Here is a 26937-nt window from a genome sequence, read left to right as displayed (position 1 = left end):
CAATGAGTGTCTATCTGTCGGACGTGGTTTCGGGTTCTGCGGTGGGGTTGCGCGGACGCCTGTGGCAGCTGACCACGGCGGAGCTGCGGGCCGTTGCTATCGAGGCGAGTGCGGAGATTCTTCGTCTCGAGGCCGTTCGTGTGGCGGTGGTGGACGAACTCTCGATGCGACCGGATGATCAGGTGATTGCCAGCCGCGGGGTGGGTTGCTGGTTGGCGGCAAACACGATGCTGCAAATCCGGGACGGGAAGAAGATCGCCGCCCTCGGTGCAGCGCTACGCCCGTTTCCGGCAGTGGCGGCCCGATTCGATGACGGGGACTGCTCCTTCGATCATGCCGTGTTGATCGTGGCGTTCTGCGAATCACCACCAAAGGGCATGTCTGACGAAGCGCTACCGAAGTGCATCGATTTGTTGTTGGCTGCCGCTTCCGGAGTGGAGGCGACGACCACGAAGGTGCGGAGTGTTATCGCGACCTTGGAGCGAATCTTCGAGTCCGATGAGATTCCGCCCGCCGAGGATGTGGATCGGAACGACTTGCGGATCGCGTCGACGTTGAACGGTCGGGTGGTGGTGCGCGGGGATTTCGACGCTCTCACCGGCGAAATGTTGTTGTCGGCGTTGTCGAATCTGACGATGCCCACCCCGGCACCCGATGGAACCCCCGATGCCCGGTCGGCGGCGAAGCGGACTGCGGACGGGTTCACCGAACTGATTCGGCGGTATCTGGATTGCGCCAAAACCGGCACCGACGGCGGTCAGCGGCCGCACGTGAACGTGCACATCAACGCGCGTGATTTGGCGGAGCATCGGGACTGCGCCGCAACACCCTCCAAGACTGATGACGGAATGGCCGTATCGGATCTCGATGTCGGGCACATGCCCTGGCTCGGACCACTGTCCGTATCGCAGACCAGACTCCTCGGGTGCGATTGTTTCCTGTCCACGGTGCTGCTCGACGATCACGGCGCGCCCTTGGATGCGAAACCCGGGAAACGGTTGGTCACCGCGGAGCAGCGAGTGGCGCTGATCGCCCGAGACAAAGGCTGCTCCTTCCCCGGCTGCACATGCGTGCCCGCCTGGACCGATGCGCACCATATTTGGCACTGGGCCAACGGCGGCCCGACGGTGATGAACAACCTTGTCCTACTGTGCCGTTCACATCATCGGCTGATGCACCGGAAATCCGGGTTCGTCGGGAAGTGGGAAATCCGCATCGGCGTCGACAACAAACCCTGGTTCATCCCACCACCCTCGATCGACCCGCAGCAGCACCCGCGGCCGGCGAACACCACCTTCAAAACCTGAGAAGAACCTCAGGCATATAACTTCACGCCAGGTCCGCATCGGGGGGAGCACCTCCGATGCGGACCTGGCGTGCGTTCATGTTGGTCAGCCCCCAACCGTCAAGTCGTAGAGGGTTACTCCGTCCACCGTTGTGGCGGTGAAGTTTTCGGTCACCCACGTCGAGATGGCGGTAGCGGTGCCTTCGGCGTTCATACCGCCACCCATCCCACCGCCGGCGATGAAGAAGTGAATCTTGCCCTCTGACACGTACTGCTGGAACTGCGCGAGCGTCGGGGACGGATCACTCCCGTTGAACCCTCCGATAGCCATGACCGGTGATTGCGTCGCAAGCTGATAGCCCGATGCGCTGTTGGACCCGATTGCCGCGGCTACCCACGTGAACTGGTCGGAGTTCTCTTCGAGTGTGGACACGACCGCGGCTCCCGGTGTGCTGCCCTGAAGCAAACCACCGGCTGCGCCGCCGCCCATTGCACCCCGCGTTCCGTCGGTGGTCGATGTGGTGGTACCCGGAGCTGTTGCACCACCGGGCATCTGACCCATTCCTGCAGGGGGCGTTCCCGGCGTTCCGGTGCCAGCCCCGTCAGTCCGACGGTTCCCGCCGTCAGCCGTGCCGCCGAATCCGCCAAATCCTCCGCGACCACCGCCCGGCCCGCCCATTCCACCTTCGACGCTCGGTCCGGCCGAAACTATGGAACCGGTATGCGGAGTGTTGATCGTGTCGATCGCGTACGCAGTCGGACCCGCCAGACCGGTGAAGATCGCCGCGAGGATCACTGCCACAGCCAATCGACCTCGCGTCGCTGCCGGCATCAGCATTGCCACGGCAGTGACGATGCCGACGACCAGAATCGCCCAGCGAAGCCACGGTACGAACGAAGGCGAGCGTCCGAGCAGTACCCACGCCATCGCGACGGTTGCCGCCAACGACACTGCCAGAACGAGGCGAACCCAGAGGACGTCACGATGACGCCAAGCGAATACGGATCCTGAGCCGATCAGTGCGGCGATCGCCGGCGCCAGCGCAACGGTGTAGTAAGCGTGGAAGATTCCCGCCATGAAACTGAAGGTCAGACCGGTCACCAACAGCCACAGTCCCCAGACGATGAATGACGCGCGCTGTGTGTCAGCGCGGGGAGCCCTGCCTCGCAGCACGATTCCGGCCACCAGAAGTATCAGTGCGGCAGGAATCAACCAGGCAATCTGTCCGCCCTGGGCAGATTCGAACAGTCGGGTAATGCCGGTACTCCCCCACATACCGCCACCGGCCCCACCACCTGGTGCCATGCCTCCCGCTGCCATACCGCCTGCGGCCTCGCCCATTCCGGGGAAGCCTCCCGCAGCAGCACCGGCCGCAGCATCACCAGCACCGCGCATTCCGCCGCCGCCGACGCTTCCGGTCTCGTTGCCGCTCAAGCGTCCGAGCCCGTTGTAGCCGAGTGTCAGTTCGAGAATCGAATTGTTCTGCGAACCACCGATCCACGGACGTGAGTCGGCCGGCCACAGTTCGACGATTGCCAACCACCATCCGGCGGAGACGATCAGTCCGCCCAGTGCCGCGAACAGTTGGAGTACGCGCTTACCCAGTTTCGGCGGTCCGGCGATCAGATAGGTGAGCGCCAGCGGTGGAACTACCAACATGACCTGCAATTGCTTTGTCAGGAAACCGAATCCGCAGAAGATACCGACCAACACCAGCCAGCGGGTGCGACCGTCCTGCACGGCGCGCATCATCGCCCACACTGCTGCGATCATCAGGAGCACCAGCAGGGCATCCGGGTTGTTGAACCGGAACATCAGCGCCGCTACGGGTGTGAGCGCAAGTACCAAGCCGGCGAGGAGGCCGGCGGCCGCACCGAAATACCGTCGAACCGTTCCCCACAACAGCGCAACCGATCCGACTCCGAGGAGTGCCTGCGGCACCAACATCGCCCAGGAATTGAGTCCGAAGATACGAACCGACAGCGACATCAACCACAGGGACATCGGCGGCTTGTCGACGGTGATCGAGTTGGCAGCATCCGAGGAACCGAAGAAGAAGGCCTTCCACGACACCGAACCTGCCTGTACTGCAGCAGCATAGAACGAGTTGGCCCATCCGGACGCGCCCAGGCCCCAGATGTAGGCGACTCCGGTGCCCACCAACAACACTCCGAGCGCCCACGGTTCCCAGCGCACCTGACGCTGCGGTTCCGGCGCAGGCAGCGGCGCGGCGAGTGTCTCTGCAGTGGCGGTCATCGATTGGCTCCTACGGATTGTGCAGTGCGAAAAACCCAGCGCAGCGCGACGAATCGGCTCACTGTGGCAACAAGATTGGCAATGACGAGTACGGCAAGCTCCACGTGCTTGGACGCGTCGGGCGCCATGACGTCGAGAACGAACAACGATCCGCTGGTGAGCAGTAGACCGAACCCGAACACGAGCAGGCCCTGCATCTGGTGACGGGCGGATCCTTCCGACCCGCGGATCCCGAAGGTGAAGGCTCGATTGGCGGCGGTGTTGAATACCGCGGTCACCAGCAATGCGACGGCGTTGGCCCACTGCGCCCCCATCACCGAGTGCAGTGCGAGGTAGAGCAGCGCGTACGCGAGCGTCGAAATGACTCCCACCACGGCAAAGCGCGAGAGCTGCCCGACCATTCCTCGCGGAACTCCGGGAACCAGTGGTTCACGTCCGAAACTCGCCCTGAGCTCGGCCAAGGGAAGGGAACCGGTCGACAGTGCTCGCCCGACGCGGACCACACCTTTGAGGTCGGCAACTGCGGTGGCAATGATGTCCACCCGACTGTCCGGATCGTCCACCCAGTCGACGGGGACCTCGTGAATCCGCATGCCCGCTCGCTCGGCCAGCACGAGCAATTCGGTATCGAAGAACCACCCGGTGTCCTCCACCAGCGGAAGTAGTTGCCGCGCAACATCGACTCGCATGGCTTTGAATCCGCACTGAGCGTCGGAGAAGCGAGCATGCAGTGCGCTTCGGAGGATGAGGTTGTAGCTACGTGAGATGAACTCACGCTTGGGGCCACGTACCACGCGCGACGAACGTGCCAACCGGGAACCGATGGCGATGTCCGAGTGGCCGGAGAGCAGCGGAGCAATCAACGGCATCAGGGCATTGAGATCGGTGGAGAGGTCGGCGTCCATGTACGCGACCACGTCGGCATCGGAGTCGCTCCACACCTGCCGCAGTGCTCGACCACGGCCCTTCGCATCCAGGTGGACGACCCGGACGTCGTCGAATTCTTCGGCGAGGGAACGTGCGAGTGCCAACGTGCCGTCGACACTGGCGTTGTCCGCGATGGTAATTCGTGCAGAGAATGGCACCTGTGTGCGTAAATGCCGGCGCAGGCGCCGCACGCACGTCTCGAGGCCGGCCTCTTCGTTGTATACCGGGACGACCACGTCCAGCATTACAGTCGTCGCGGAAAGCTCCCCTGCGTCCGTGCTGCCCGCGGTCTGCATGGCTTCTGTCGTCATGCGTCCTAGATTTGTCGGGCCGGCTCCGACGAACCTGCGTCCAGCCTGGGAGTTTCCTGGCAACCGGACGCGGGCTAATCTCGGGGTATGCCTTCAGTCTTCAGCGCCATCATCAACGGAGATCTACCAGGACGTTTCGTGTGGGAGGACGACGACGTTGTCGCGTTCCTGACCATCGCGCCGGTAACGCAGGGCCACGTACTCGTGGTACCGCGAGCCGAGGTCGATCAGTGGCAGGACGTGGATCCTGAACTCTTTGCCAAGGTCACCGCGGTTGCCCGCACCCTGGGTCAGGCTGTGAGGAAGGCGTTCGACGCGCCTCGGGCGGGTCTCCTCATCGCAGGTCTGGAAGTTCCGCATCTTCACGTTCACGTCTTCCCCGCATACGACATGGGGAACTTCGACATCAGTGGTGCCGATACTTCGCCGTCACCCGAATCTCTCGACGAGGCGCAGACCAAACTCAAGTCGGCGCTACGCGACCTCGGCTTCGAGACAACTGTCTCGACTCGTTGATCGCGTACCTTCGACCGAATTTCGCTGGCCGATAACTGGACTCCCCGCCGCAGCCTCCAACGGAGGTTGCGGCGGTCGCATTTGTCACTCCTACCGACCGTGACCTGCGATTGCACACCGAACAGTCCGTTTCGCGCTGTCGCGCGAGCACGAGATTCGCTGCTACCGTGGGGCGCTGGTCCGGGACCTAGGGCCCTAAAACTGGTTCACGTGTTAACAGTCGGAGGACAAGGGAGCAATGCAGGAACGTGCCAAGATCAGTCGCCGACAGATTCTTCAAGGCGCTGCTGATCGGTTCGAAGTCACGGGGTACGGCAGCACGAGCATGAATGACATCGTGTCCGCGGCGCAGATGACCAAGGGCGCGGTCTATTTCCACTTCTCGTCCAAAGACGAATTGGCTCAGGCGGTCATCGAAGAACAGCACCAGATGTCGATCACTGCCTTCACTGCAGTTGCAGCCACAGGCGCACCGGCACTGGAACAGCTCGTCATGGTGTGCCACGAGATGGGCCGCCAACTCGTCGCGGACCCGATTGTTCGTGCGGGAGTCCGACTTACCCTCGAATTGGCCTCTGCCGACGGTTCGCAAGGCCCGTACGTCGTGTGGATCCGCGAGCTTCGAAAACTGGCCGAGACCGCGAAGCTCGAAGGCGATATCCGCGACGACGTGGAGCCGGAATCGGTGGGTCGCGTGGCGATCTCGGCATTCACCGGCGTTCAACTGGTTTCGAACGTGCTCACCAGACGAAGCGATTTGAACGACCGTATCGACGAATTGTTCACCATCCTGTTGGCAGGCGTGGTCTCGGACAAGCGTCGGACCGACGTCGCCGACCTGGTCGGACGTCGCCTCGAAACTTATGCGTCCTGACCCCGGCAACACCTTGACCCCCGCAACACCCTGACCCCCGGAACACCCTGACAATCGGTTGATTCGGCGTATCAGCACCGAACCGTGCGCCAACCTTCGTCGATTCGTACAAGACCCCCCGTCGTCGACTCACTATCGTCAGATCCACGAATAACCCAGATATACGGATACCGACGAAAGGGCTTCTCGAATGACCGAAACCGCCACGTACGTTGAGAGCGCACAGCAGGAGATCGCTGCTGTTCTCGCCGAAGCGAAGACCGATGCGTTCGTCCACGCACGCGACATCGATTCCGGCGAAGAGTTCGGCTACGGCGCTGACGAAGGTGTCATCCTCGCCTCCGTTTTCAAGATTCCTGTTGTACTGCAGTACGCCCGTGAAGTTGCGGCCGGCACCCTTGATCCGACCGAGCACGCCACGGTGACCGCCGAGTTCCGCTCCGGCGGCATCGGTATCGGCGGCTGCGCCGACGACGTGACCGCAAGCTGGCGAGATCTCGCTCTGCTCATGATGAGCTTCAGCGACAACGCCGCCACGGATTTCTTGTACGAACGCCTCGGACTCGACAACATCGTCGCAACGCTGCGCGGGCTCGGTTTGGAGAAGACCAACTTGGTCCGTGACTGCCGTGGTCTGTTCAAATCGGTCTACGACGACCTCGGTGTCGACAAGGGCACCTTGCTGGAAATGCCGCCCATCGAAATTCTTCGGACAATTTCCGTCATGGATCCGGCCCGCTCCAACTCCAGCACTCCTCGTGAGATCACAATGTTGCTGGCTGCAATCTGGAGGGACGAAGCCGGCCCCGCATCGGCCTGTGAAGAAGTCCGAACCATCATGAGCAAGCAGGTCTGGCCGCACCGCCTTTCGTCCGGGTTCCCCGACGAGGTCACTGTCGCCGCCAAGACCGGAACGCTGGGATTGGTACGAAACGAAGCCGGCGTCGTGGCGTACCCGGACGGCAAGCGTTACGCCGTCGGTGTCTTTACCAAGTCCCACGAACTCACCCACCGCGCCCCGAAGATCGACGCCTCCATCGGAACCGTCGGCCGCATCGCTGTCGAAGCACTTCGCAACAACAGCTGATCTGAACCCACTGACAAAGAATGCGGGTCGCGCTGAGAAATCAGTGCGACCCGCATTTTTCGGCTTTCGAGCTAGCGTGGACCGCGCAGACGAAGATGCACCATCAACCGGAAGCGGACGTTGGGATCGTCCAGGTCCAACGCGGCCATACCCTTCAACTTGCTGAGACGATACCGAAAGGTGTTGGGGTGTACGTGCAATGACGCCGCGGCGTCACCGACGTCACCGAAGGCGTTGAGCCACGCATCGAGGGTGTCGACGAACGAGGTCGCGTGAGCTGCGTCGTGGCTGGCGATCGCCTCGATGGGTCCGAGGTCCGAGAACCCTTCGGCTGCAGCTTCCGACGCGATCTCCAACAGGATGGCATCGACGTGGACGCTACTGAAGGTGGCGACGCTGCCCGACGCTCGTCCCGCCAACAACACTTCGAGGGCATGTTCGGCGTCGCGCTTCGATCGGCTCAGCTGCGCCGGTCTGGTCACGACCCGGCCGATCCCGATGATCGTGTCGCCGGACGCTCCGGTTCGGTCCAGGAAGTCCGAGGCCACACGGAACGCCTGTAGCTCGGCTTCTGCCGGGGAATGCCCTCGCACCGACAGCACCGCGTAGCCGGTTCCGTTGACCAGAGCAGCAGCCGACTGCGAATGGACCGCGCCCAGGTGCATGGCCAGAGCGTCGGTCAGCCGCACCACATGGGCTGCGTCGTCCGGCTTCGACGATCCTTCGAAAGACCTGCGGCCCAATGCCATCACGAGTGCGGGACCGGTCCCGAGGCCGAGGCGATTCATCGCGTCGACCGCACCGGATCCACCGTCGAGAAGGGTTGCGATCAGGTCTGCGCGCAGTCGACGCTCGGCGTCGGCGCCGCCGCGCAACCGCAACATCTGCAGTGCAATCAACCCGGCCGAATCGCGCAGTGCACGCATCCGGTCCTCGGACATCGGCTCACCGGTTGCCACCCACATGGAGCCGAGGAACTCGTCGCCGGCTCTGATGGACACGGCGATACGACCCATTTTTGTACCGAGGGTCTCGGCCGAAACCCACACCGGATCATCGCTGCGATAGAGCCGGTCGAAGACTCCCGCTTCTTCGAGCACTCGAATGTACTGGTCAGGAACTTGGCGCTCCAGAACGGTCGCGATACGTGGACCGTCACCTTCTTCCTGGCGTCCGGAGAAGGCGATGACCCGTGAGCTTCGGTCCTCGATCGTGATCGGCGCATCCAGAAGTGCGCTGACGGCGTTGGCGAAAGCGAACAGATCGCCGGCCGGTCCACCTCCGCGCGAGTGGATGTGCCCGACTTCGTTCCGTGCCGAGAGCACCGAATGAAGCAGGCTTGTGAGCTGAACCCACGAAACTCCACGCGCCAAGGTCAATACGACAACGCCGGAGGAGATGATGGATTCACGGTCGGCATCGCTGACCTCGGTGGTCACTCGCGCGACCACCACGCGTACTCCGCGCTCGGCCAGGCCGGCCACGGACTCCGCGATACGTTCGCCTCCGGTGATGCCGACGAGCAGCACCATGGAGTCCGGTGTCGAGGGTGAGTCGTCGTCGGGGTCGTGAATGACCACCGAGGCGATCTCCTGGACCGCCTCCGGGTCGCCGACAACCGGGTTCAGCACCGTAGTTCCCACGTCTTCGAGAAGCCGCACCAAACTGATGCGAGGTCGTACGGTGCCCACGTCTATCACTCCTTCGTCCTGTGAACGAAGTGTGTCATAGTGATTCGTCAAAGCCGATCCATGCCGATCCATTCGACCGACGTGGTGATTGCTTCGAGCAGGTCAGGGATCGGTTCGACGCCGATGCCCGGCCCTTCCGGAACCTTCACGTAACCGTTGTCGAGTACGAACGGCTCGGTGATGTCTTCGGCGAAGTACCGGTCGGAAGCCGACGTATCGCCTGGTAGGACAAATCCGGGGAGCGCGGCAAGGGCGACGTTGGCAGCCCTGCCGATTCCGGTCTCGAGCATTCCGCCGCACCACACGGCAATTCCGTTGGCCTTGCAGACGTCGTGGATACGACGCGATTCCAGATAACCGCCCACACGTCCCGGTTTGATGTTCACCACGCTGCACGCACCGATTGCCAGAGCGTCGGCGGTGACCTTCGCGGAGGTGATCGACTCGTCGAGGCAGACCGGCGTCCGCATCATCTCGGCCAGCCTGGCGTGGCCACGCAGTTCCTCTTCGGGAAGCGGCTGCTCGATCAGCAGGAGATCGAAGTCGTCGAGCCGCTGGAGATGGCGCGCGTCAGCCAGGGTGTACGCCGTGTTCGCGTCGACCTGGAGGAGTACGTCGTCGCCGAACCTCTCGCGGACTGCGCGAACCGGCTCGATGTCCCAGCCCGGTTCGATCTTCAGTTTGATGCGCAGGTATCCGGCCTCGAGGAACCCGCCTACCTCTTCGAGCAGTTCGTCGATCGAATTCTTGATACCCACCGAAACACCCGCAGGTACGCGATCGACTACTGCACCCAGGTACGAAGACATGCTCGTCCCGGCGGCCCGTAACTCGGCGTCGAGAAATGCGGTTTCCAGTGCCGCTTTGGCCATGGGGTGTCCGGCGAACTGTTCCATCGTCGCGCTCAGTGCGTGCACGTCGGGATCGGTGAGTTCAACCAGAGACGGAATCAGGAACTTACGAAGGACTTCGGCGGCGCCGTCCGTGTATTCGGAGCAGTAGCGAGGCTCGGACATCGCAACGCACTCGCCCCAGCCCGCCGACTCCGAGGTGACGACCTTGACGAACAACACGTCCTTGGTGGTCTCCGTGCCGAACGAGGTTCGGAACGGCGCCTTCAACGGCATTGCTGCCCGGCGTAACTCAACTCCGTCGATCTTCACGATGTAACCTCCGCTGTTGTCCTGCCTGCCTGTGTTCCCGGCGCACGGTCCAGTACATATTTTCCGGTCCTGGTGACTGCGAGAACCACTCCGTTCTCGGCGAGCACACCCCCGAGAGTCTCGCGGACTGCCAGGCGCCAGTCGTTCGCCGCCGCCGGGTCCGACTTACGCAGTGTGTACACGTCATTCGGTGTAGCCACCGTGACGAATCGATTCTTGGTCGACTTCAACACGGGCAGACCGGCTTCGGAGATCGACAACAGTTCGCTCGCTCCCAACGACTCGGGAGTCGGGACCTCTCCCGAACCGGCGACGACGTCGGAAACCTTGCTGCTACCGATTTCCCAGTCGATCAGCAATCGGTCGCTGTCTGCGCCGCCGTTCAGACTGTCGTTCATCGGCGCGTAGAAACGCGGCAGATACTGGATCGGGAACGCACCGAGTTTCGAGACGTTGAAGTAGGCATTGCGAGCGACGAGCGGGTCGAAAGTCCACCGCACGTGGAGAATTCCTCGTTCCAGTGCCCACGCTCGCTGGAACAGTTTCAACGCGAGGCCGATGTGCCCGTTCTGCACGTTCGGCAGGATCCCCGTGATGTGTGAATGCAACGAACGATGTTGCGGTTCCTCGAAGAATGCAACCGAGCCGCCGATCAGATCTCCGCCACGAAAAGCGCCGGCGACGTAGTTACCGGAGTGCGCGAGCGCTTTCATCATGTCCCGATGGACGGGAGGGTTACCGCTCTCCGGCTGCCATACCTTCTCGAACAGACCGAATACCTGTTCCAACTCGGCATGCCCGGTGACGGTTTCGATAGTCACACATGCAAGCAGGGCGGCTTGCTCGGCCTGGCTGATTGCTTGCCGCATCCGTGAAGGCGATACACCTCCGAATGGTTGAACGGTCTTGCGTTGGACATTGTTCGGCGACGTCATCGTCACAGTCCTCCCTCCAGGATTCGAGTCACCAGACCGGCCAACAAGGTGGCGCGCGGGATCATCTGATCTATCTCTACGTGTTCTGTCGCTGCGTGGGCACCACCGCCGACGGCACCGAGGCCGTCCAACGTGGGAGTTCCGACTGCGGCAGTGAAATTTCCGTCCGACGCACCGCCGACTGCGCAGTCGCGAAGCATTCCCAACCCGCTCTCACTGCTGACCTGGTGAGCGAGAAAGTACAGCTTCTCCGAAGACACTGATTCCAGTGGTCCGCGGTTGGGTCCTCCGGACACCGAGATTCGGCTTTCGGCCAGCGCCGGTGTCAGCGCACGGATCGAACGGTCGATGCGTTCCTGTTCCTTCGCGGACCACATGCGAACGTCACACCACAGTTGCGCTTGCGCTGCAACGGTATTGGTCGTGGTTCCGCCACTGATCACGGACGGCACCACCGACGTTCCCGCCGCCGGGTCCGCGAGCTCCACCACGGCCTGAATCTGATGTGCGAGCTCAACTACAGCGTTCACACCTCGCTCCGGTTCCAGTCCGGCGTGTGCAGCGCGTCCCTCGATGTCGACGCAGTACAGCGACATACCCTTGCGCGCGGTCTTCACCGCGCCGTCGGCGGCGGCCTCGAGGACCAGCACAGCGTCGACCTGACGGGCTTGCTCCTCGATCAGTGCGCGTGAGGTCGGGGAGCCGATTTCCTCGTCGGAATTGAGGAGCACGACCACCCCGTCGAGCGACGGAAGCGATGCGAGCGCATGGAAGAGCTGGACGATGCCGGCCTTCATGTCGAAGACTCCGGGTCCGGTGGCGATGTTGTCGGTGACCGACCAGGGCAACTCCGCGAGCGTTCCGAGCGGCCAGACGGTGTCGAAATGGCCCAGGAGCATCACCTTCGGCTCCGCGCCGAACGACCAACGCAAGTGCTGGCGTCCGTCGATACGGATACGTTCGGGGGCGCTTCCGAGATGGCGTTCGCCGATGTCGGCCACCACGTCCGCACATGCATCGACTGCGCCGAGGTCGGAACTGGGCGACTCGACGGTTACCAGCGCCGCCAGGTCCGCCACCATTGATTTCTTGTCCACTCCGACGCTCTCCTGTCACCGACTTGCAACTTCGCAGTCAAGCTTGGCCGAAGCGACCCTGTCGGATCTTGTCCAAGACTCCTGTCCTTCGGGCTCGGATTCGTCGTGTGTCACGAACAGCTGGGTGAGACAAGCAACTGGGTGTCATCAAGCAGGTGTCTCAGGTACCGATCTCTGTTCGGGCGGCAAACAGCTCAGGGAAGAAGCTCAACTCCAGCGCACGTTGCAGGAACCCGGCACCACCACTCGAACCGCCTGTCCCCTTCTTCATGCCGATCACCCGCAGCACGGTCCGAAGATGCCGGAACCGCCACAGCTGAAAGCTCTCCTCGAGGTCGACCAACTCCTCGAATGCCTCGTACGCCGTCCAGTGCTGTTCGACGTTCTCGTAGATTGCCTTGACCAGCGGAATCAGCTCGTCGTTTCGCACGTAGGGCGCGCTGACGTCTCGTTCGAGAGCCGACGCCGGAACGTCGTACCCCTGCCTGGACAGGTACCGCCAGAACTCGTCGTACAGCGTCGGCTCTCCGAGCAGGGTCTCCAACAATCGATGGGCGGACGGATCCGATTCGAACACCTTCAGCATGCCGGCGTTCTTGTTTCCGAGCACGAATTCCACGGCGCGGTACTGGTACGACTGGAACCCCGACGAGTTGCCGAGAACGCCCCTGAACTCCGCATACTCCGCCGGCGTCAGTGTCGCCAACACGGACCACTGTTCGGTCAGAGTGGCCTGGATGTGTTTGACGCGTGCGATCCGCTTGAATGCGACCCGAATGTCGTCGGCAGCGATCGCTGCTCTGGCCGCCCGTATCTCGTGGAGAAACAGCTTGAGCCACAACTCGCTGGTCTGGTGCTGAATGATGAACAAGAGTTCGTCGTGGTGTTCCGGCTCGCTCACCGGATGCTGCGAATCCAGGAGGGTATCGAGTCCGAGGTAGGCCCCGTAACTCATCTTCTCGGAAAAATCGGTGACGACGTCGTCTTCGATCTTTCGTGTGCCGTCCGTTGCCGACATCTTCAGTCTCCTTCTCAGAATTTCGCCGGGGTCTGCGGAACGATCATGGCCACCAATGCGGCAGCGCTCGTCGCTCCGACCAGGACTCCGAATGCAGCCATGTACGAGAACTGGTCCACCATCCATCCCATCACGAGCGGGGTGATGAAACCGGCGAACTGACCACAACCGTTGATCAAACCCATTCCGGAACCGAGGAATTCGGAAGGAAGTGCCCGCAACGGCATCGCGAAGATCGACATCGAACACAGACCGCTGATGCCTAGAGCCAACGTCTCGTAGAACGTGAACATCGCGACGGTGTCAGCGGTGGTCATCAGGAACAACAGGACTGCCGACGTGGCCATACACGGAACCAGAAGAATCCGAGCCCGGTCGTGGAAGTACTTGTCCACCAACCGCCCGCCCACAATCGTTGCCAGCGCCGTGACGATGAAAGGGATCGCGGCAAAGATTCCCGTGTCGATCAGCGAGAGTCCCTTGTCGTTGAGCAGATAACTCGGCACCCAGGTCATCAGACCGTACGCGGACATGTTGGCCAGGCAGAACAGAATTGCGAACTTCCACACCGACGCGGACTTGAACACCGCGGCGCGAGAGTGCTCGCTCGCCAGAGGTTGCAGCGCAGCCTCAGGATCTTCCGAGATGTCCGTGTCCAACGGTGCCGGCAGCACCAACCACACCACCGTGCCGATCACAGCGCCGACGATCGCCACCAGCCAGAACGCGTCACGCCACCCCACGGCCATGAGGACCGGCGCGATGATCAGCGGTGCGACGCCGGGGCCGAGGTTGTTGGCGCCGAGCATGAAACCCATCGCGGTCGCTCTGGTTTTCGGACGCGTCCGCTCAGCCAAAGCCTTGAACGACGCCGCCGGAAAGAGCCCCTGGCTGATACCGAACATCGCACGCATGACCATCAGCGAGATGAGACCCCACGCGAACCCTGTCAACGCGGTGAACACCGACCACAGGATCAAAGCAACGATCAACAGTGGCCTGGGTCCGAAGCGGTCGGCCAACATTCCGCCGGGGACCTGCCCGAGCATGTAGAAGATCGCGAAGACCGAAACTACACCACCCAACTGCGTACTGCTGAGCGAGAATTCGTCGCCGATCATCGGAAGCGCAAGCCCGATCATGACGCGATCCACCATGTCGATCAACCAGATAGTACTGAGCAGCCCCACCGTAACGGTGGTCGTGCGACGAATCGACTTGTTGTCCACCATGTTTCGAACCGAACCGCCGGTCCCCCGCGATGATTCTTCCACCGTGACGCGTTCCGCCTTCATCAAGCCTCCCGAATTGTCTTGTGCCGCATGGACTAGAACATTGAAAAGACTGATGAAGTGTGACAGCGAACACGTCTACCGCATTGGTCCGTTTCACCAATACCTGAAGCAACGTTTGGTCGGTCGGAACATGTTCTGCCCCAGTAGATGACAAATGCCGCCGACGCACACGGCGTCGGCGGCATTTCGCGATGGAGTCGCTACTTCATCACGTGCGATTGGCGACTGCCACGATCGTCGAGACGCCTGCGGCTGCAAGCCGAGCATTGACAGTGATCAGGCCGAGAATGTCGTCGACGCTGCCGAGTGTGTGCGAAATCGTACGATCCGAAATCCGTCGTGAGCCGGGAACAGCCTCGGCGAGTTCAGCTCCCGTAGTGGTGGGGTGAACGATCTCGAGGGTCCACTCGTCACGCAGCTCGACCGGCTTCAGTGTGTCGGCCTTGCGCACTGCGCGCTCGGCGCCTGCTCGGATCTGCTCGCACGCCAGCGACGGCGGCAGCGAATTGGTTGCCGACCATCCGTGTGCCTTCTTGACCTCGACGGTCTCGGTTGTCGGCGAGGCCGCGTCCACCAAGCCACAGATGATGTCGTCACCGGTCACGAGACCGACGGGAACGCCCTGGGTGGCAGCGTAGAGGGTGTTGACGTCGGTCTCGGAGACGGACTTGCCGTCGAGGCGGACGTCGGCGAACAAACTCGAGAACGTGTGCGCCAAGACGCCGGGTCCACCAGCTGGTGCGTGATAGCCGACAAACAGGGCGACGTCGTGATCCGACGTCATTCCTTCGGCCATGCACTGCATCTTGGGTGATCCGAAGATCAGGCGCGCCCGTGGATCCAGATCGGCGTGAAGCAGGTTGTCCATCGTTCCGTGGCTGTCGTTGACCAGGACGCTCGTCGCACCGGCGTCGAACGCACCGGCGATCGCAGCATTGGTCTCGGCAGTCATGAGCATCTGCGCACGGTGGTAGCCGCCACCGCCGCGGATCGTCTGATCGAGCGTCGCGATACCCGCGATACCCTCCATGTCCACCGAAATATAGACGTGCATTCCTGTCCTCCATCGATCTCAATCGGCTGAATTGATAACTTCGCTTTCACCTTCACACTCGACTGCATTCGTTTCTTGTCCGGTCGAACGGTGAGTCGGCCTCCATTTGGGACGTTCACACCAGAATCCGATACCCGAGCCGTGAAACCATCGGGACATTCGCCGGGCCAGGCGGTTCGACCAACGACAGGAGTGCAGCGCTGATGCAGGTCCACGACATCGTGTTCACCGGCGGCCGCGTCGTCGATCCCGCATCGGGGACCGACGAGGTTCGGGGCATCGCGATCACCGACGGCAAGGTCTCGGCGTGGGGTCACGACGCGATCGAGGCTCGGCAGACGATCGACGTGACCGGTCAGGTGATCTGCCCCGGATTCATCGACCTGCACAGCCACGGACAGGAAATCGCCGAGCAGCGACTTCAAGCGTTGGACGGAGTGACGACGGCCCTCGAACTGGAGGCAGGCGTCATTCCTGTTGCGAAGGCATATGCGCGTGCCGGTGCCGAGGGGCGCCCGATCAACTACGGCTACGCGACGTCGTGGGCGCACGCACGCATGATCGAACTCTCGGGCGCCGATCCCGATGGCGACATCAGGACTCTCCTGCACCATGTCGGTTCCCCGAGCTGGCAGGGCGAACCCACTGCCTCCCAGCGCGCCCACATTCTCGAACTCCTCGAAAACGATCTCGCTGCAGGCGCTCTCGGCATCGGCGTGGTGGTCGGATACGCCCCGAAATCCGATCCGGCCGAGTACCTGCAGGTAGCGGATCTCGCGGCCCGAGCCGGAGTTCCCACTTACACCCATGCGCGCCCACTCATCTCGGCCGATCCGTCGAGCCCGGTGGACGGCGCCGTCGAAATCGCCCGTGCAGCAGCCGAAACCGGCGCGCACATGCACTACTGCCACGTCAACAGCACCTCGGGAATGCACGTCGACCATGCACTGTCCGTGGTGGCTCAGGTCCAGGCAGCCGGATCTCGCGTCACGACAGAGGCCTATCCGTACGGGTCAGGCTCGACGGCCGTCGGAGCTGCGTTTCTCGATCCAGACAAGCTGCATCTGATGAATCTGACACCACGATCGCTGACTTTCGTGCCCACCGGTGAACGTATCGCGGACCGCAAGCAGCTGGAACATCTTCGGGCAACCGACCCCGGCGGACTGGTGTTGGTGGAGTTCCTCGACGAGAACGACACCGTGCAGCGCGAGTTCCTCGAACGCGCGATGACCTTCGACCGTGCCGCCATCGCGAGCGACGCGATGCCGCTGACCTGGCCAGGCCGTACCGCTGCCGATGCGTTGCAGTGGCCATTGCCGGAGAAGGCACTCGGCCATCCCCGCGGCGCCGGCACCTATGCACGTGCGATTCGTACGCTGTACCGCGAGCGTCAACTGCTGTCGCTGTCGGAGATCATCGCGCGCTGCTCGTTGATCCCCGCGCAGATTCTGGAGGAGTCGGTTCCCTCGATGGCGACGAAAGGTCGGATCAGCCCCGGTAGCGACGCGGACATCCTCGTTTTCGACCCCGAGCGAATCACCGACAACGCCACCTACATCGACGGCACCCGTCCCTCCACCGGAATCAGCCGCGTGCTGGTCGGCGGCGTACCCGTCGTCGAAGGCGGTGCCGTGGTCCAGGACGCGTTGCCCGGTCGCCCGGTACGCCGCTCATAGCCGGATCTCGTTCTGACCTGCATAGTTCTGACAGAAAGTCACCACACATGAACACATCGTCTGCAATCAACGGCACAATCGATGCCATGACGGATTTCGCGAACCCCCCGATCGGTTGGCAGCACAAGGCATTCGGCACCGACCTCCAAGGTCGCGACGGCTCCGACCTGGAGCCACTGGGGATCTCTGCGCTCGACGGCAACCTCCTGCTACCCGTGATGACACTCGATCGTGCAGCGATCGCGCACAATGTCGACCTCATGGCGCAGTTCTCCTCCGATCACGATGTGGATCTGGCGCCACACGCGAAGACCACGATGAGCCCCGAACTGGTTCGTCGGCAACTCGACGCCGGGGCTTGGGCGATGACGGCGGCAACCGTTGCGCAGGCACGCATTCTGCGTGAGTTCGGTGTGGACACCATCATCATCGCCAGCCAGGTTCTCGATCCCGCCGGCATTCGGTGGATCTGCGACGCCCAGGCCACCGACCCCGATTTCTTCGTCACCACCCTCGTGGACTCGGTCGAGAGCGTCCGCCTGATGGAACAGTTGATCGCGAAAGTCTCACCGGCCAGACGTATCCGGGTTCTCGTCGAACTCGGCTACGACAGCGGACGCGCGGGCGCTCGCACTGTCGAGCAAGCACTCGACGTCGCACGCGCAGCATCGCAGGCACCTTCGTTGATTCTCACCGGAGTCGAGGGGTTCGAGGGCATGATGCCCGGAGCCTCGGTAGCAGCCCGCCGTATCTCCGTCGATTCGTATCTCAAATCCGCGCGCGTTTTCACGGAAATCTGTGTTGCCGAGAACCTGTTCGAGAACAACTCCGCGAAGGCTCCCCGGCCACTGGTCACTTTCGGCGGCAGTGCGTTTCACGATCTGGTTGTACGCGAGCTGGCCGGACGGTGGGCACTCGACAGCGGTGTACGCGTCGTGCTGCGCAGCGGTTGCTACATCACTCACGATCACGGTCTCTATGCCGAGACTTCGCCATGGGCAGACGGACCACGAACTCTGCAGGGAGCCGCAGAGGTCTGGGGCGTAGTGCTCTCAATACCTGAACCCGGACGGGTGATCCTGGGCTTCGGCCGCCGCGATGTCGGTTCCGACGCAGGCTTTCCCATAGTCCTGTGGCGCCGACGCGACGGATCCAACCGATCAGCGCGAGAGCTGACGATCACCGCACTCAACGACCAGCACGCGTACGTCGACGTTCCGGCTGACTTCGACGTGAAGGTCGGCGATCTGCTCGGTTGCGGAATCTCGCATCCCTGCACCACGTTCGACAAGTGGTCACTGATTCCCGAGGTCGATTCGGATTACCGCGTCGTCGGCACGGTGCACACCTACTTCTGAGGGGCCGGTTGCGGTAATCCGGCGTCAGTCGTCCTTCGGGTCACGCGGCAATTCGACGCGGAACGTCGTCCCCTGCCCGAGGGAGGTCTCGACGCTGACGGTTCCGTCGTGCGCTGCAACCAAAGCCGAAACGATGGACAGGCCGAGACCGGCGCCCCCGGTCTCACGGGTGCGAGAGGTGTCGGCGCGGTAGAAACGCTCGAAGATCCGCGCGGCATCCTCGTCACTCAAACCCTGACCGGTATCCGAAACCTCGACCACCGCGGAGTTCTCGGTCGTACCGACACGAACGGTGACCTGCGCATCCGGCGGAGTGTGTTTGATCGCGTTGCCCACCAGATTGGCGACTACCTGACGCAGCCTGGCCTCGTCACCCTGCACTTCGGGCAGGCCCGGGCCGCCGGTCATCTGAAGTTCGACAGTTCGATCCGGTGCGATCGCTCGTGCCGCCTGTACCGAATCCGCCGCAACTGCAAGCAGATCCACCGGCTTGTTCTCGAGTGGACGCTGTTCGTCGAGTCTTGCCAGCATGAGCAGATCTTCGACCAGAAGTCCCATCCTCGACGCCTCGCCCTCGATCCGGTTCATCAGCGTTTCCGTATCCGTCATGGCGCCTTGGCGATACAACTCGGCGAACCCACGAATAGTCGTCAAGGGTGTGCGCAACTCGTGGCTCGCGTCGCCGACAAACCTACGCATCTTCTCCTCGGAACGCCGTGCTGATTCCTCCGAAGCCTCGGTCGCGGCAAATGCGTGTTGAATCTGCGCGAGCATTCCGTTGAGCGCCACCGACAGTCGGCCGACCTCGGTGCGGTCGTCACGCTCCGGGACCCGTCGATGAAGGTCGCCGGCGGCAATGGCAGCGGCAGTTTCCTCAACCTCGACCAGCGGACGAAGGCTCCGACGAACCACGAAATACGCTCCGCCGCCGAGGATCAGCAGGACAACCAGGCCGATGCCGAGTTGCAGGCCGACCAGGTCGTCGACGGTCTGTTCGATATCCGTCAGTCGCACACCGATAGTCGTGGTCGTGTTTTCGCGAACCGTCGTGAGAACTCGCCAGTTCACGTCCGAACCGTCGCTCGATCCGACGGTGATCGGGCCGTTGGTGGAATCTTTCGACAGGTCGGGTTCGGTCGTCGTCGACTTGTCGTTGAGAGTGAACACCTTCCCGTCCGCGGTCACCGTCCGAACGAAGAAGGGACTGGGCGGACGAGTTTGCGGACCGACATCGCTGGGTGGCTGCAAATCTCTGGTGTGCGGCTTTGCCCAGCCGTCGACCGCCTCGTACAGCGTTTTGTCAGTTCGCTGGGTCAGTGAATTCTCGAGAGCCGAAGTGACCGCGACGCCAGACGCCAACAGACCCAGCGCCGCCAACACCAGCAAGGCCGCAACCAGGGTGAAACGCAGCGGCAGTGAATGGAGACGGAAACGACCTCTCTTCTGCAGTTGGTCGCTTTCCGCGGCGGCGATCATTGCCGCGGTTCACGCATCACGTAGCCGACCCCACGCAATGTGTGAATCAGCGGCGTCTCCCCCGTATCCACCTTGCGCCGCAGGTAGGACACGTAGGACTCGACAACTCCGACCTCCCCGCCGAAGTCGTAGTTCCAGACGTGGTCGAGAATTCGAGGCTTACTGAGAACCGTCCCGGCGTTGACCATGAAGTATCGGAGCAGTGTGAACTCGGTGGGTGAGAGTGCAACCAACTCGCCCTTCTTCCAGACCTCGCGGGTGTCGTCGTCGAGTTCGATGTCGGCGAACTTCACCCGCGGCGACTGCTCCGGTGCGACCCCGCGGCCGGCGCGGCGCAGGATGACCCGCAACCTCGTCACGACCTCTTCGAGGCTGAACGGCTTGGTCACGTAGTCGTCCGCGCCGAGGGTCAGGCCGCTGATCTTGTCGTCGAGCGAATCCTTCGCCGTCAGAAACAGGACCGGTGCGTCCACACCGTCGGCACGGAGGCGTCGAAGCAGACCGAAGCCGTCCATCCCGGGCATCATGACGTCGAGAACAATCGCGTCGGGACGGAATGTCCGCGCGACGTCCAGGCCTTGGGCTCCGCTCGAAGCAGTCGCCACCTCGAAACCCTGGAATCGGAGGCTCACGGAGAGCAACTCCACGATGGTGGGTTCGTCGTCGACGACGAGGATGCGGGCTTCGGGGGTCTTGTCGGTCACGAGAACCATCTTCTCCCCTGCCACTGGATTCTCGCTGTATGTTCCCTGGGAGCTTCCTGTGAACGGCTGAGTGCAGGTGAAAAGCTGGGGTACAGGCCCACGAACCGGAAGGATGCGGCATGTCACTACCTCCACTGTGGAACATGGAATGACTGTGGAACATGGAATGCTTGACCTGGCGTATTCCTCTGTTCACCAACAACTCCGATCCCGGCGAGGATCCCGGCTTCGCGCCACCGGAGTCTTGGGCACAAGCCCTCGCAGCTGTTGCCCAAGATCTGCGTTGCCTGCGATTCGGAGCTGAAGTTGTTGTCGATCGTCTGATCTGGGAATTTTCGATCAACAGCGACTACAACGTCACGATCGGCTGGCAAGGCGCACGTGACATCGGCGGATTCAGCCACTTCAACGCACTGTCGATGGATACTGCATTCGCGGACGCTGCGGTGTGGGTCGCCGATATCGTTCAGACCAAATTGGCCGGGTACGACTTCGTTCAGTGGCCGAGCCGAGGGCGCCATCTGCTTATTCCTCGACTTCGAGACGGGGAACCAGTGTGGATGGATCCGCACGGCGATGTGACGATCAGTCGTATCGGCGAGTTGTGCAAAAATTCGACGAATTATGCAGCAACGTAGCCCAGTTCAAATCGCTCAGCTCTACGGTTCGGCGGCGTCCGCGCTGGTCGGCGGCGTGGTGGCCGCGTACGCAGTGGCCGAGTCTCGAGTTGACGACTTCTCGTTCTCCGACGACGGCCTCACCTCGGTGGTGATCACGCCGCAGTGGGCGGGAGCAACTGCCGCTGTGGTTGCAGCGGTCGGTGTTGCGCTACTACATCGCTGGGGACGTGGCGGACTCGCGAGTGTCTTCGCTGCCGTTGGCGCCCTAGTCATCGCGTTACCAGCATTCGTCCCTGTCTCCGCCTCGATATCGGTGACCCTGAACGCAATGGGAGCCGGCACTTTCCTCGCGGCGGCGGCATATCCGACGAAGAGTCACCGCGCAGCACAAATTGCTCTCGCACTCGGGGTGACCGCGACGACCCTGTACTTCGGCGGCGCAGACTTGTGGCGCGATCGCGTCGCCAGGTGGTCGCTCACACTTCCGGGCGATACCTACCCCGTGCCGTCCACGGTTCCCGTCTGGATACTGCTCGCTGCAACTCTTCTGGTAGCCGGAGTCGCCTTGGTCGCACGATCAGGTCAAGAGACGGACGACGTCGACACACGCCTGGTGACTTTGGGAGTTGTTCTGCCCCTGGCATTCACGGCCCTGTATGCGTGGTTGGGCTCGACGTCGACATCGCCTGGGTCCTGGGTGACGGCGGTGGTGATCGCGGTTGCCGTTACCGTCGCACTGGTTTGGCGTTTGCCGCAACACGACGCCCGCTTCATACTCGCCGGACTCGCAATCGGCGCGGTTTCGATCAGCTCGATTTCCTTTTCATCCGACTGGACTTGGGCGGTGCCCGCGGTGGGTGCTGCGCTGGCGCTGGGCGTCGCCGTCGGCTGGAAAAGACCGATGCCCCAACTCGGGCTGGGACTCCTTGCCGTGACCGCACTCTCGGGATTGCTGGATGCCGCCCTGACCACGGTTGCCTACGTCTTCGTCCTCCCGCTTGCGCTGGGACTGGCCGTCGCGTCATGCATGCCTGTTGCCGTCGGAGCAGTCGCGAGCGGGTCCGTACTTCCCTTCACTCTTACCTTGTTCTCGGTTTCAGCGACCTTCCTGGACCCTGTCTCGCAGGAATTCGGGTGGTCGACCGCTCCGTTCGAGGAACACGGACAGGCCGCCGTGACCACGCCGATTCCTCTGACTGTTCTCGCTGCGACGGCGACGATCGTGGTGGCCATGACGACCATCCATCTGAAGAGAGTTCGAACGGCTGTGGTGACCTAAATCGCCAGCTGATCGGGTCGGAACGCAGAATTCTGTTGCTATGGTTGGGTGGTCAACGACGACATCCGGACGAGCGCACCGTACCCGGCCAGCGAAAAGACGGTGCCTTGGGAGTTGTTCACCATGGCATGGATCGTGCTCGTCATTTCCGGACTTTTCGAAGCTGTCTGGGCTACCGCGCTGGGTAAGTCCGACGGATTCAGCAAGATGTCACCCACCGTTGTCTTCATCCTCGGCCTGATCGTCAGTATGGCCGGCCTCGCGTATGCAATGCGCACCCTTCCCATCGGAACTGCGTACGCGGTCTGGGTCGGCATCGGCGCCGCCCTGACCGTCGGATACGCGATGATCACCGGTGCGGAGTCCACGTCAGTCGTCAAGATTCTGCTGATCCTCGGCATCGTCGGTTGTGTGGTCGGTCTGAAGGTCCTTCACTGACCGGCGATCCTGATGAGTGTTTGTGTGTTACCGGTTACAGTTAACGCATGAAACTGCTGGAGATGCTCACGCTTCCCCTACGCGCGGGCATTGCAGCCGCAGAGATCAGTTTGGGCATCGCCGAGCTGACGGTCACGACAGTTCGTATCGCCGTCGGTAATACCGGTGCCGTGACGGCGGGTGCTGCAGGCCTGGCCAGCCCTCGCGGACCCATGCAGATGATCCAGCAGTTGTCATCGCTTACTGCAGACGATCGGCCCATCGGGCAGGCCTTGGCCCCCGGTGGGCCGCTCGATCGCCTTCTCTCACCCGGCGGCCCGGTCGACAAACTGACCGCACCCGACGGCACTCTCGAACGACTTCTCGCTCCCGGCGGACCACTCGAAAGACTTCTTGCTCCCGGCGGACCGTTGGATCGGGTGCTCGCCGAGAACGGCGCCTTGGAACGGTTGCTCGCCCCGGACGGTCTCCTCGACCGAATGATGGCGGAGGACGGTCCGCTGGAACGACTGACCGCACAGGACGGTGCCGTCGAACGCCTGACTGCCAAGGACGGTGTCATCGATCGCGCACTGGCCGAGAACGGCATCCTCGAAACACTCTTGGCGGAGAACGGCGCCTTCGAACGGCTCATCGCCGAAGGCGGCCCGCTTGACCAGATCGTTGCACTGTCCGATACGTTGACTTCGCTCGCTCCCAACCTCGAGAGAATGAGCGCCAGCATCGAGGTACTGCAGGAAACAGTCGGAATCCTCAGTGCTGCAGTCGGTCCACTCGGAGAACTGGCCGGCAAGCTTCCCAATCGCTGGCTCAAGAGCAAGGGCGAACGCCCAGGGCCGGACCTTCCGATCGAATCGGCATAACAAACGGTTACTCGCCGATTACGTGGTCAGTTGTTGATCACGATGTTGAGATTGATGATGATTCCGCCGAAAGTCAGAATCGTGTTGGCCAAGCCAACGGTCATTCCACTGTTCAGAGCCGCGATCAGTCCGTTCATCGTCGTATCCCCTTCACTGTCTGCGGGTTACGCGTACAAGATTGTGCGCTGGCGCTGACAATAGGCCAAGTTCGCGACCTGCGCGCCATTGCGGAGAAAACTTGTACCGCGGTCGCAGTTTCCGCGTTAACTGTTGCAGGACAACGCAATTCCATTCTCGGCGCACTACCCGCAAATGACTGAACCAAACATCACGATTAGGCATACGTATCCCACCCGCATAACCGTCTGCCCCACCAGACACTTGTCCACCCAAACAGAGTGCACAACAGTTAGTCCGGTGCAACAATAAGACGAATCGGACATGCCTGCGACGTGATGGGGAAGGGTGGTTGAGACAATGACGGCGCCGCGCATTGCCAGAGAACACCGCGGCCCTACCGGGGGCCGAAATTCTGCGTCGCAGGACAGCCTGGACGCCGCCTCGGACGCCCTGCAATCGCTGTACGCGCACCTCGATCCACATGCCCAGGCCGAGCAATTTCTCGAACAGGTCTGCAAACACGCCGTCGATCTCATCGCCGACGCCGACATGGCCGGAATTACCATCGGCGGTTCGGATTCGACATTCCGAACCGTAGCCGCCACCCACCAACTTGTTCGCACCGTCGACTCGATCCAATTCCGACTGGACTACGGACCGAGTGTGACGTCGTCACGCACGGGCACGGTTGTACGTGCGCATGCCAGCGAAGCCCACAGCCGGTGGCCTCAATTCGCAAGCGCGGCAAAAGCAGTCGGCGCCGTCAGCTTCCTGTCGATGCCATTGCCCGGCAGAGATCGCCCACTGGGAACCCTCAATCTCTACAGCCATGACCTCCGAGGCTTCACCGGCGCCGACGTGGCATTGCTCCAACTGTTCGCCGTCACCTCGTCCTACGCACTGCACAGCTCTCAGCGCCTCGACATCGCCAGAAAGCACGCGATGGACCTCGAGCGTGCACTCGAATCGAGAGGCGTCATCGAACAGGCCAAGGGCATCATCATGGGCACCCACCGCGTCGACGCCGACCGCGCCTTCCGCATCCTCATCCAGGACTCACAGCGCAGCAACGTCAAACTGCGAGTGATCGCCCAGCAGTACATCGACGGCGCGATCGATCCGCGCCAGGCCACGAACAAGCCTGAGACCAACTGAACCCGGCAAACACTGCATCTCGGCAAACACAGTGCTTCGGCAAACACAGTGCGTCGGCAAACACAGAGGCACCCACCAGAATCTTGGTGAGTGCCTCTACTTTCGGAGCCTCCTGTCGGGATTGAACCGACGACCTTTCGCTTACAAGGCGAGTGCTCTACCACTGAGCTAAGGAGGCGAAGACCGACGCATTGCCGCGACTGACTTTGCGGAGCCATCATATCCAAGCCGTCACGGTGGCCGCGCCCGGGTCACGTTAGATAGCGTGGGCCCCATGCGCAACTCCCACTCCGCCCCCTGATGGCGAAATTCACCGAAGCACTCACACGCCTGACGGGAAACCGCCAAGCCACCGTCGACACGGTCACGTCGGCTCCCGCGCCGCTACAACCGATCGACCTCACCGACGACGCCGTCGTCGCAGAAGTTCTGGACCTGGCGGTTCGGGTCGGCGAAGTCCTCCTCGCCTCCGGGACCGCGGCCATGGACACGGCGGAGCAGGTGCAGTTCATCGCCGCCACCTACGGCCTTGCTCAGTGTGACGTCGACGTCACTTACAACTCGATTGTGCTCTCTGCCTATCGCGGCCCGACGCGACCGCCGGCGAGCACGATGCGCATCGTCCACTACCGCTCGATGGACTTCACGCGACTGGCGGCTGTCGACCGTCTGACGCGTCGTATCCGCCGTGAGGCGATCACACCGGACCAAGCGCACGACGCACTCACAGCCATCACGACGGCGCCGCACCCGTACAACCGATGGACCGCAACCATGGCCTGGGCAGCGATGGCGGCTTCGGTCTCCGTCCTGCTCGGCGGCGGGTTCCTCGTTGCCACAGTCGCGTTTCTGACGACGATGGTGATCGATCGGGTCAACCGCGTACTGAACCGGTTCGGATTACCGTTCTTCTTCCAGCAGGTTGTCGGTGGTCTCATCGCGGCTGCGCCCGCCGCGACGCTCTATACCTTTCAGGATCAGCTGGGGATCAGTATCCGGCCGTCGCTGGTGATCGCGGCCGGCGTGGTCGTCTTGCTGTCGGGGCTGTCGCTGGTGGGCTCGGTCCAGGACGCGATCATGGGCGCTCCGATCACGGCTGTAGCGCGATTCTTCGAAGTGGTGATGATGACGGGCGGCATCATCGCGGGTGTCGCGATCTCACTGCGAATGACCGGGATGTTGGGTTCGACGCTTCCACCGATCAACGTGGAAGTATCGACCATCACGCAGTTGCCGATCCTCATGCTTTCCGGCGCGTGTGCGTCGGTCTTCTACGCTCTTGCCTGCTACGCCGAGCGGCGTGCACTCACCGCGGCATTCCTGGGCGGCGCGGCCGGCAGCGGTGTGTCGATCTTCGTGCAAACACTCGACGTCGGCCCCGTGATCGCCGCAGCGATCGCGGCGACCGTCGTCGGTCTTGCCGGTGGTCTGATGGCTCGCCGCGCCCTGACGCCTCCGCTGGTCGTCGCGGTCGCAGGCATCACTCCCCTGCTCCCCGGTCTGTCGCTGTACCGAGGCCTGTACGCGCTGCTCAACGACCAGGTACTGATCGGTCTGACTGCTTTGCTGTCGGCATTCGGTATCGGCTGCGCCCTGGCTGCTGGCGTGACGCTCGGCGAATGGGGAGCGCGAACACTGCGTCGTCCACGAATCCTGATGCGCGTGGACTCGCTACGCCGACCGATGGTCCGCAAGCGCAAGCGCCGCGTTCCCGTCACCGAGAAGTAAGAGAGTT

23 protein-coding genes, 1 tRNA gene and 1 riboswitch are annotated in these 26937 nt (G+C 62.4%); of the genes, 12 read left to right on the top strand and 12 right to left on the bottom strand.

The genetic code is table 11. The features are described 5' to 3' along the window. Positions 1-2 precede the first annotated feature (2 nt). Positions 3-1307: an HNH endonuclease signature motif containing protein gene (locus tag R4P70_RS20575; RefSeq protein WP_317831436.1), complete on the top strand. Its 1305-nt coding sequence runs from the start codon at positions 3-5 to the stop codon at positions 1305-1307. An 84-nt stretch (positions 1308-1391) separates the two neighbouring features. Here the strand turns inward: R4P70_RS20575 and R4P70_RS20570 are convergent, their stop codons facing one another. After that, the gene (locus tag R4P70_RS20570) at positions 1392-3542 is read right to left on the bottom strand and encodes a glycosyltransferase family 39 protein (RefSeq protein ID WP_019747037.1); all 2151 of its coding nucleotides are present in this window, start codon (positions 3540-3542) and stop codon (positions 1392-1394) included. Continuing rightward, a complete protein-coding gene (locus tag R4P70_RS20565; RefSeq protein ID WP_411742483.1) occupies positions 3539-4780 on the bottom strand; it encodes a glycosyltransferase in 1242 nt (413 codons plus the stop codon). Before R4P70_RS20565 ends, R4P70_RS20570 begins: the two co-directional genes overlap by 4 nt. Positions 4781-4867: 87 nt before the next feature. Between R4P70_RS20565 and R4P70_RS20560 the strand changes: the two genes are divergently transcribed. From R4P70_RS20560 to R4P70_RS20550, 3 genes are all read left to right on the top strand, one after another. Further along, entirely contained in the window at positions 4868-5296 is a 429-nt protein-coding gene (locus tag R4P70_RS20560; RefSeq protein WP_205907465.1) for an HIT family protein, read from the top strand. Between the two features lie 238 nt (positions 5297-5534). Further along, positions 5535-6170 carry a ScbR family autoregulator-binding transcription factor gene (locus R4P70_RS20555; RefSeq protein WP_317831431.1) on the top strand — a complete coding sequence of 212 codons (636 nt, stop codon included), beginning with the start codon at positions 5535-5537 and terminating at the stop codon, positions 6168-6170. Positions 6171-6360: 190 nt separating this feature from the next. Then, a complete protein-coding gene (locus R4P70_RS20550; RefSeq protein WP_020906342.1) occupies positions 6361-7257 on the top strand; it encodes a serine hydrolase in 897 nt (298 codons plus the stop codon). A gap of 71 nt (positions 7258-7328) precedes the next feature. On the opposite strand, the gene R4P70_RS20545 is transcribed toward R4P70_RS20550, so the two are convergent. The 7 genes from R4P70_RS20545 to R4P70_RS20515 form a co-directional block, all read right to left on the bottom strand. Further along, positions 7329-8948, bottom strand: a complete 1620-nt coding sequence (locus R4P70_RS20545; protein WP_020968527.1) for a PucR family transcriptional regulator — start codon at positions 8946-8948, stop codon at positions 7329-7331. 47 nt (positions 8949-8995) lie between these two features. Next, positions 8996-10111, bottom strand: a complete 1116-nt coding sequence (gene menC, locus R4P70_RS20540) for an o-succinylbenzoate synthase (RefSeq protein WP_317831428.1) — start codon at positions 10109-10111, stop codon at positions 8996-8998. After that, a complete protein-coding gene (locus R4P70_RS20535) occupies positions 10108-11046 on the bottom strand; it encodes a GNAT family N-acetyltransferase (RefSeq protein WP_003945514.1) in 939 nt (312 codons plus the stop codon). The genes menC and R4P70_RS20535 overlap by 4 nt, the downstream gene beginning before the upstream one ends. Positions 11047-11048: 2 nt before the next feature. Then, on the bottom strand, positions 11049-12143 hold the full coding sequence (locus tag R4P70_RS20530) for a M20 family metallopeptidase (RefSeq protein WP_113682164.1): 1095 nt from the start codon (positions 12141-12143) through the stop codon (positions 11049-11051). A gap of 160 nt (positions 12144-12303) precedes the next feature. Further along, the gene (locus R4P70_RS20525; RefSeq protein ID WP_019747028.1) at positions 12304-13161 is read right to left on the bottom strand and encodes a tryptophan 2,3-dioxygenase; all 858 of its coding nucleotides are present in this window, start codon (positions 13159-13161) and stop codon (positions 12304-12306) included. A 14-nt stretch (positions 13162-13175) separates the two neighbouring features. Then, a complete protein-coding gene (locus R4P70_RS20520) occupies positions 13176-14456 on the bottom strand; it encodes an MFS transporter (RefSeq protein ID WP_097387835.1) in 1281 nt (426 codons plus the stop codon). Positions 14457-14664: 208 nt separating this feature from the next. After that, a complete protein-coding gene (locus R4P70_RS20515) occupies positions 14665-15510 on the bottom strand; it encodes a M55 family metallopeptidase (RefSeq protein WP_019747026.1) in 846 nt (281 codons plus the stop codon). 203 nt (positions 15511-15713) lie between these two features. Here R4P70_RS20515 and R4P70_RS20510 point away from each other — a divergent pair, with 203 nt between their 5' ends. Together R4P70_RS20510 and R4P70_RS20505 are read left to right on the top strand one after the other, a co-directional pair. After that, positions 15714-17189, top strand: coding sequence for an amidohydrolase family protein (locus tag R4P70_RS20510; RefSeq protein WP_020906335.1), 1476 nt, complete (start codon positions 15714-15716; stop codon positions 17187-17189). Positions 17190-17236: 47 nt separating this feature from the next. Continuing rightward, positions 17237-18547, top strand: coding sequence for an alanine racemase (locus tag R4P70_RS20505; protein ID WP_317831421.1), 1311 nt, complete (start codon positions 17237-17239; stop codon positions 18545-18547). Between the two features lie 24 nt (positions 18548-18571). On the opposite strand, the gene R4P70_RS20500 is transcribed toward R4P70_RS20505, so the two are convergent. Next, positions 18572-20023 carry a sensor histidine kinase gene (locus tag R4P70_RS20500; RefSeq protein ID WP_070796338.1) on the bottom strand — a complete coding sequence of 484 codons (1452 nt, stop codon included), beginning with the start codon at positions 20021-20023 and terminating at the stop codon, positions 18572-18574. Beyond that, a complete protein-coding gene (locus R4P70_RS20495; protein WP_007734368.1) occupies positions 20020-20736 on the bottom strand; it encodes a response regulator transcription factor in 717 nt (238 codons plus the stop codon). The genes R4P70_RS20500 and R4P70_RS20495 overlap by 4 nt, the downstream gene beginning before the upstream one ends. 152 nt (positions 20737-20888) lie before the next feature. Here R4P70_RS20495 and R4P70_RS20490 point away from each other — a divergent pair, with 152 nt between their 5' ends. From R4P70_RS20490 to R4P70_RS20470, 5 genes are all read left to right on the top strand, one after another. Beyond that, on the top strand, positions 20889-21365 hold the full coding sequence (locus R4P70_RS20490; protein WP_080908967.1) for a hypothetical protein: 477 nt from the start codon (positions 20889-20891) through the stop codon (positions 21363-21365). Continuing rightward, the gene (locus R4P70_RS20485) at positions 21352-22626 is read left to right on the top strand and encodes a hypothetical protein (protein WP_317831417.1); all 1275 of its coding nucleotides are present in this window, start codon (positions 21352-21354) and stop codon (positions 22624-22626) included. Before R4P70_RS20490 ends, R4P70_RS20485 begins: the two co-directional genes overlap by 14 nt. A gap of 43 nt (positions 22627-22669) precedes the next feature. Next, positions 22670-22735, top strand: a riboswitch (guanidine-III (ykkC-III) riboswitch). A gap of 14 nt (positions 22736-22749) precedes the next feature. Beyond that, the gene (locus R4P70_RS20480; RefSeq protein ID WP_020906330.1) at positions 22750-23064 is read left to right on the top strand and encodes a DMT family transporter; all 315 of its coding nucleotides are present in this window, start codon (positions 22750-22752) and stop codon (positions 23062-23064) included. A gap of 47 nt (positions 23065-23111) precedes the next feature. Continuing rightward, a complete protein-coding gene (locus R4P70_RS20475) occupies positions 23112-23927 on the top strand; it encodes a hypothetical protein (RefSeq protein ID WP_019747018.1) in 816 nt (271 codons plus the stop codon). Between the two features lie 477 nt (positions 23928-24404). Beyond that, positions 24405-25202 carry a GAF and ANTAR domain-containing protein gene (locus tag R4P70_RS20470; RefSeq protein WP_020968516.1) on the top strand — a complete coding sequence of 266 codons (798 nt, stop codon included), beginning with the start codon at positions 24405-24407 and terminating at the stop codon, positions 25200-25202. A gap of 106 nt (positions 25203-25308) precedes the next feature. Here the strand turns inward: R4P70_RS20470 and R4P70_RS20465 are convergent. Then, positions 25309-25380: transfer RNA gene (locus tag R4P70_RS20465), tRNA-Thr, on the bottom strand. Between the two features lie 122 nt (positions 25381-25502). Here R4P70_RS20465 and R4P70_RS20460 point away from each other — a divergent pair. Further along, entirely contained in the window at positions 25503-26930 is a 1428-nt protein-coding gene (locus R4P70_RS20460) for a threonine/serine exporter ThrE family protein (RefSeq protein WP_019747016.1), read from the top strand. Positions 26931-26937: the final 7 nt, after the last annotated feature.

Origin of the sequence: Rhodococcus sp. IEGM 1241 (genome assembly GCF_033142365.1) — a bacterium.
Taxonomy (GTDB): domain Bacteria; phylum Actinomycetota; class Actinomycetes; order Mycobacteriales; family Mycobacteriaceae; genus Rhodococcus_F; species Rhodococcus_F erythropolis.
Note: the sequence above shows the minus strand (reverse complement) of the source record. Positions and strands in the feature narration are given on the sequence as shown.

What these genes read in the sequence shown, in the direction of transcription:
- R4P70_RS20575 (WP_317831436.1), top strand. Translation starts at nt 3, where the DNA reads ATGAGTGTCTATCTGTCGGACGTGGTTTCGGGTTCTGCGGTGGGGTTG.
- R4P70_RS20570 (WP_019747037.1), bottom strand. Translation starts at nt 3,542, where the DNA reads ATGACCGCCACTGCAGAGACACTCGCCGCGCCGCTGCCTGCGCCGGAA.
- R4P70_RS20565 (WP_411742483.1), bottom strand. Translation starts at nt 4,780, where the DNA reads ATGACGACAGAAGCCATGCAGACCGCGGGCAGCACGGACGCAGGGGAG.
- R4P70_RS20560 (WP_205907465.1), top strand. Translation starts at nt 4,868, where the DNA reads ATGCCTTCAGTCTTCAGCGCCATCATCAACGGAGATCTACCAGGACGT.
- R4P70_RS20555 (WP_317831431.1), top strand. Translation starts at nt 5,535, where the DNA reads ATGCAGGAACGTGCCAAGATCAGTCGCCGACAGATTCTTCAAGGCGCT.
- R4P70_RS20550 (WP_020906342.1), top strand. Translation starts at nt 6,361, where the DNA reads ATGACCGAAACCGCCACGTACGTTGAGAGCGCACAGCAGGAGATCGCT.
- R4P70_RS20535 (WP_003945514.1), bottom strand. Translation starts at nt 11,046, where the DNA reads ATGACGTCGCCGAACAATGTCCAACGCAAGACCGTTCAACCATTCGGA.
- R4P70_RS20525 (WP_019747028.1), bottom strand. Translation starts at nt 13,161, where the DNA reads ATGTCGGCAACGGACGGCACACGAAAGATCGAAGACGACGTCGTCACC.
- R4P70_RS20520 (WP_097387835.1), bottom strand. Translation starts at nt 14,456, where the DNA reads ATGAAGGCGGAACGCGTCACGGTGGAAGAATCATCGCGGGGGACCGGC.
- R4P70_RS20515 (WP_019747026.1), bottom strand. Translation starts at nt 15,510, where the DNA reads ATGCACGTCTATATTTCGGTGGACATGGAGGGTATCGCGGGTATCGCG.
- R4P70_RS20510 (WP_020906335.1), top strand. Translation starts at nt 15,714, where the DNA reads ATGCAGGTCCACGACATCGTGTTCACCGGCGGCCGCGTCGTCGATCCC.
- R4P70_RS20505 (WP_317831421.1), top strand. Translation starts at nt 17,237, where the DNA reads ATGAACACATCGTCTGCAATCAACGGCACAATCGATGCCATGACGGAT.
- R4P70_RS20500 (WP_070796338.1), bottom strand. Translation starts at nt 20,023, where the DNA reads ATGATCGCCGCCGCGGAAAGCGACCAACTGCAGAAGAGAGGTCGTTTC.
- R4P70_RS20495 (WP_007734368.1), bottom strand. Translation starts at nt 20,736, where the DNA reads ATGGTTCTCGTGACCGACAAGACCCCCGAAGCCCGCATCCTCGTCGTC.
- R4P70_RS20490 (WP_080908967.1), top strand. Translation starts at nt 20,889, where the DNA reads ATGGAATGCTTGACCTGGCGTATTCCTCTGTTCACCAACAACTCCGAT.
- R4P70_RS20485 (WP_317831417.1), top strand. Translation starts at nt 21,352, where the DNA reads ATGCAGCAACGTAGCCCAGTTCAAATCGCTCAGCTCTACGGTTCGGCG.
- R4P70_RS20480 (WP_020906330.1), top strand. Translation starts at nt 22,750, where the DNA reads ATGGCATGGATCGTGCTCGTCATTTCCGGACTTTTCGAAGCTGTCTGG.
- R4P70_RS20475 (WP_019747018.1), top strand. Translation starts at nt 23,112, where the DNA reads ATGAAACTGCTGGAGATGCTCACGCTTCCCCTACGCGCGGGCATTGCA.
- R4P70_RS20470 (WP_020968516.1), top strand. Translation starts at nt 24,405, where the DNA reads ATGACGGCGCCGCGCATTGCCAGAGAACACCGCGGCCCTACCGGGGGC.
- R4P70_RS20460 (WP_019747016.1), top strand. Translation starts at nt 25,503, where the DNA reads ATGGCGAAATTCACCGAAGCACTCACACGCCTGACGGGAAACCGCCAA.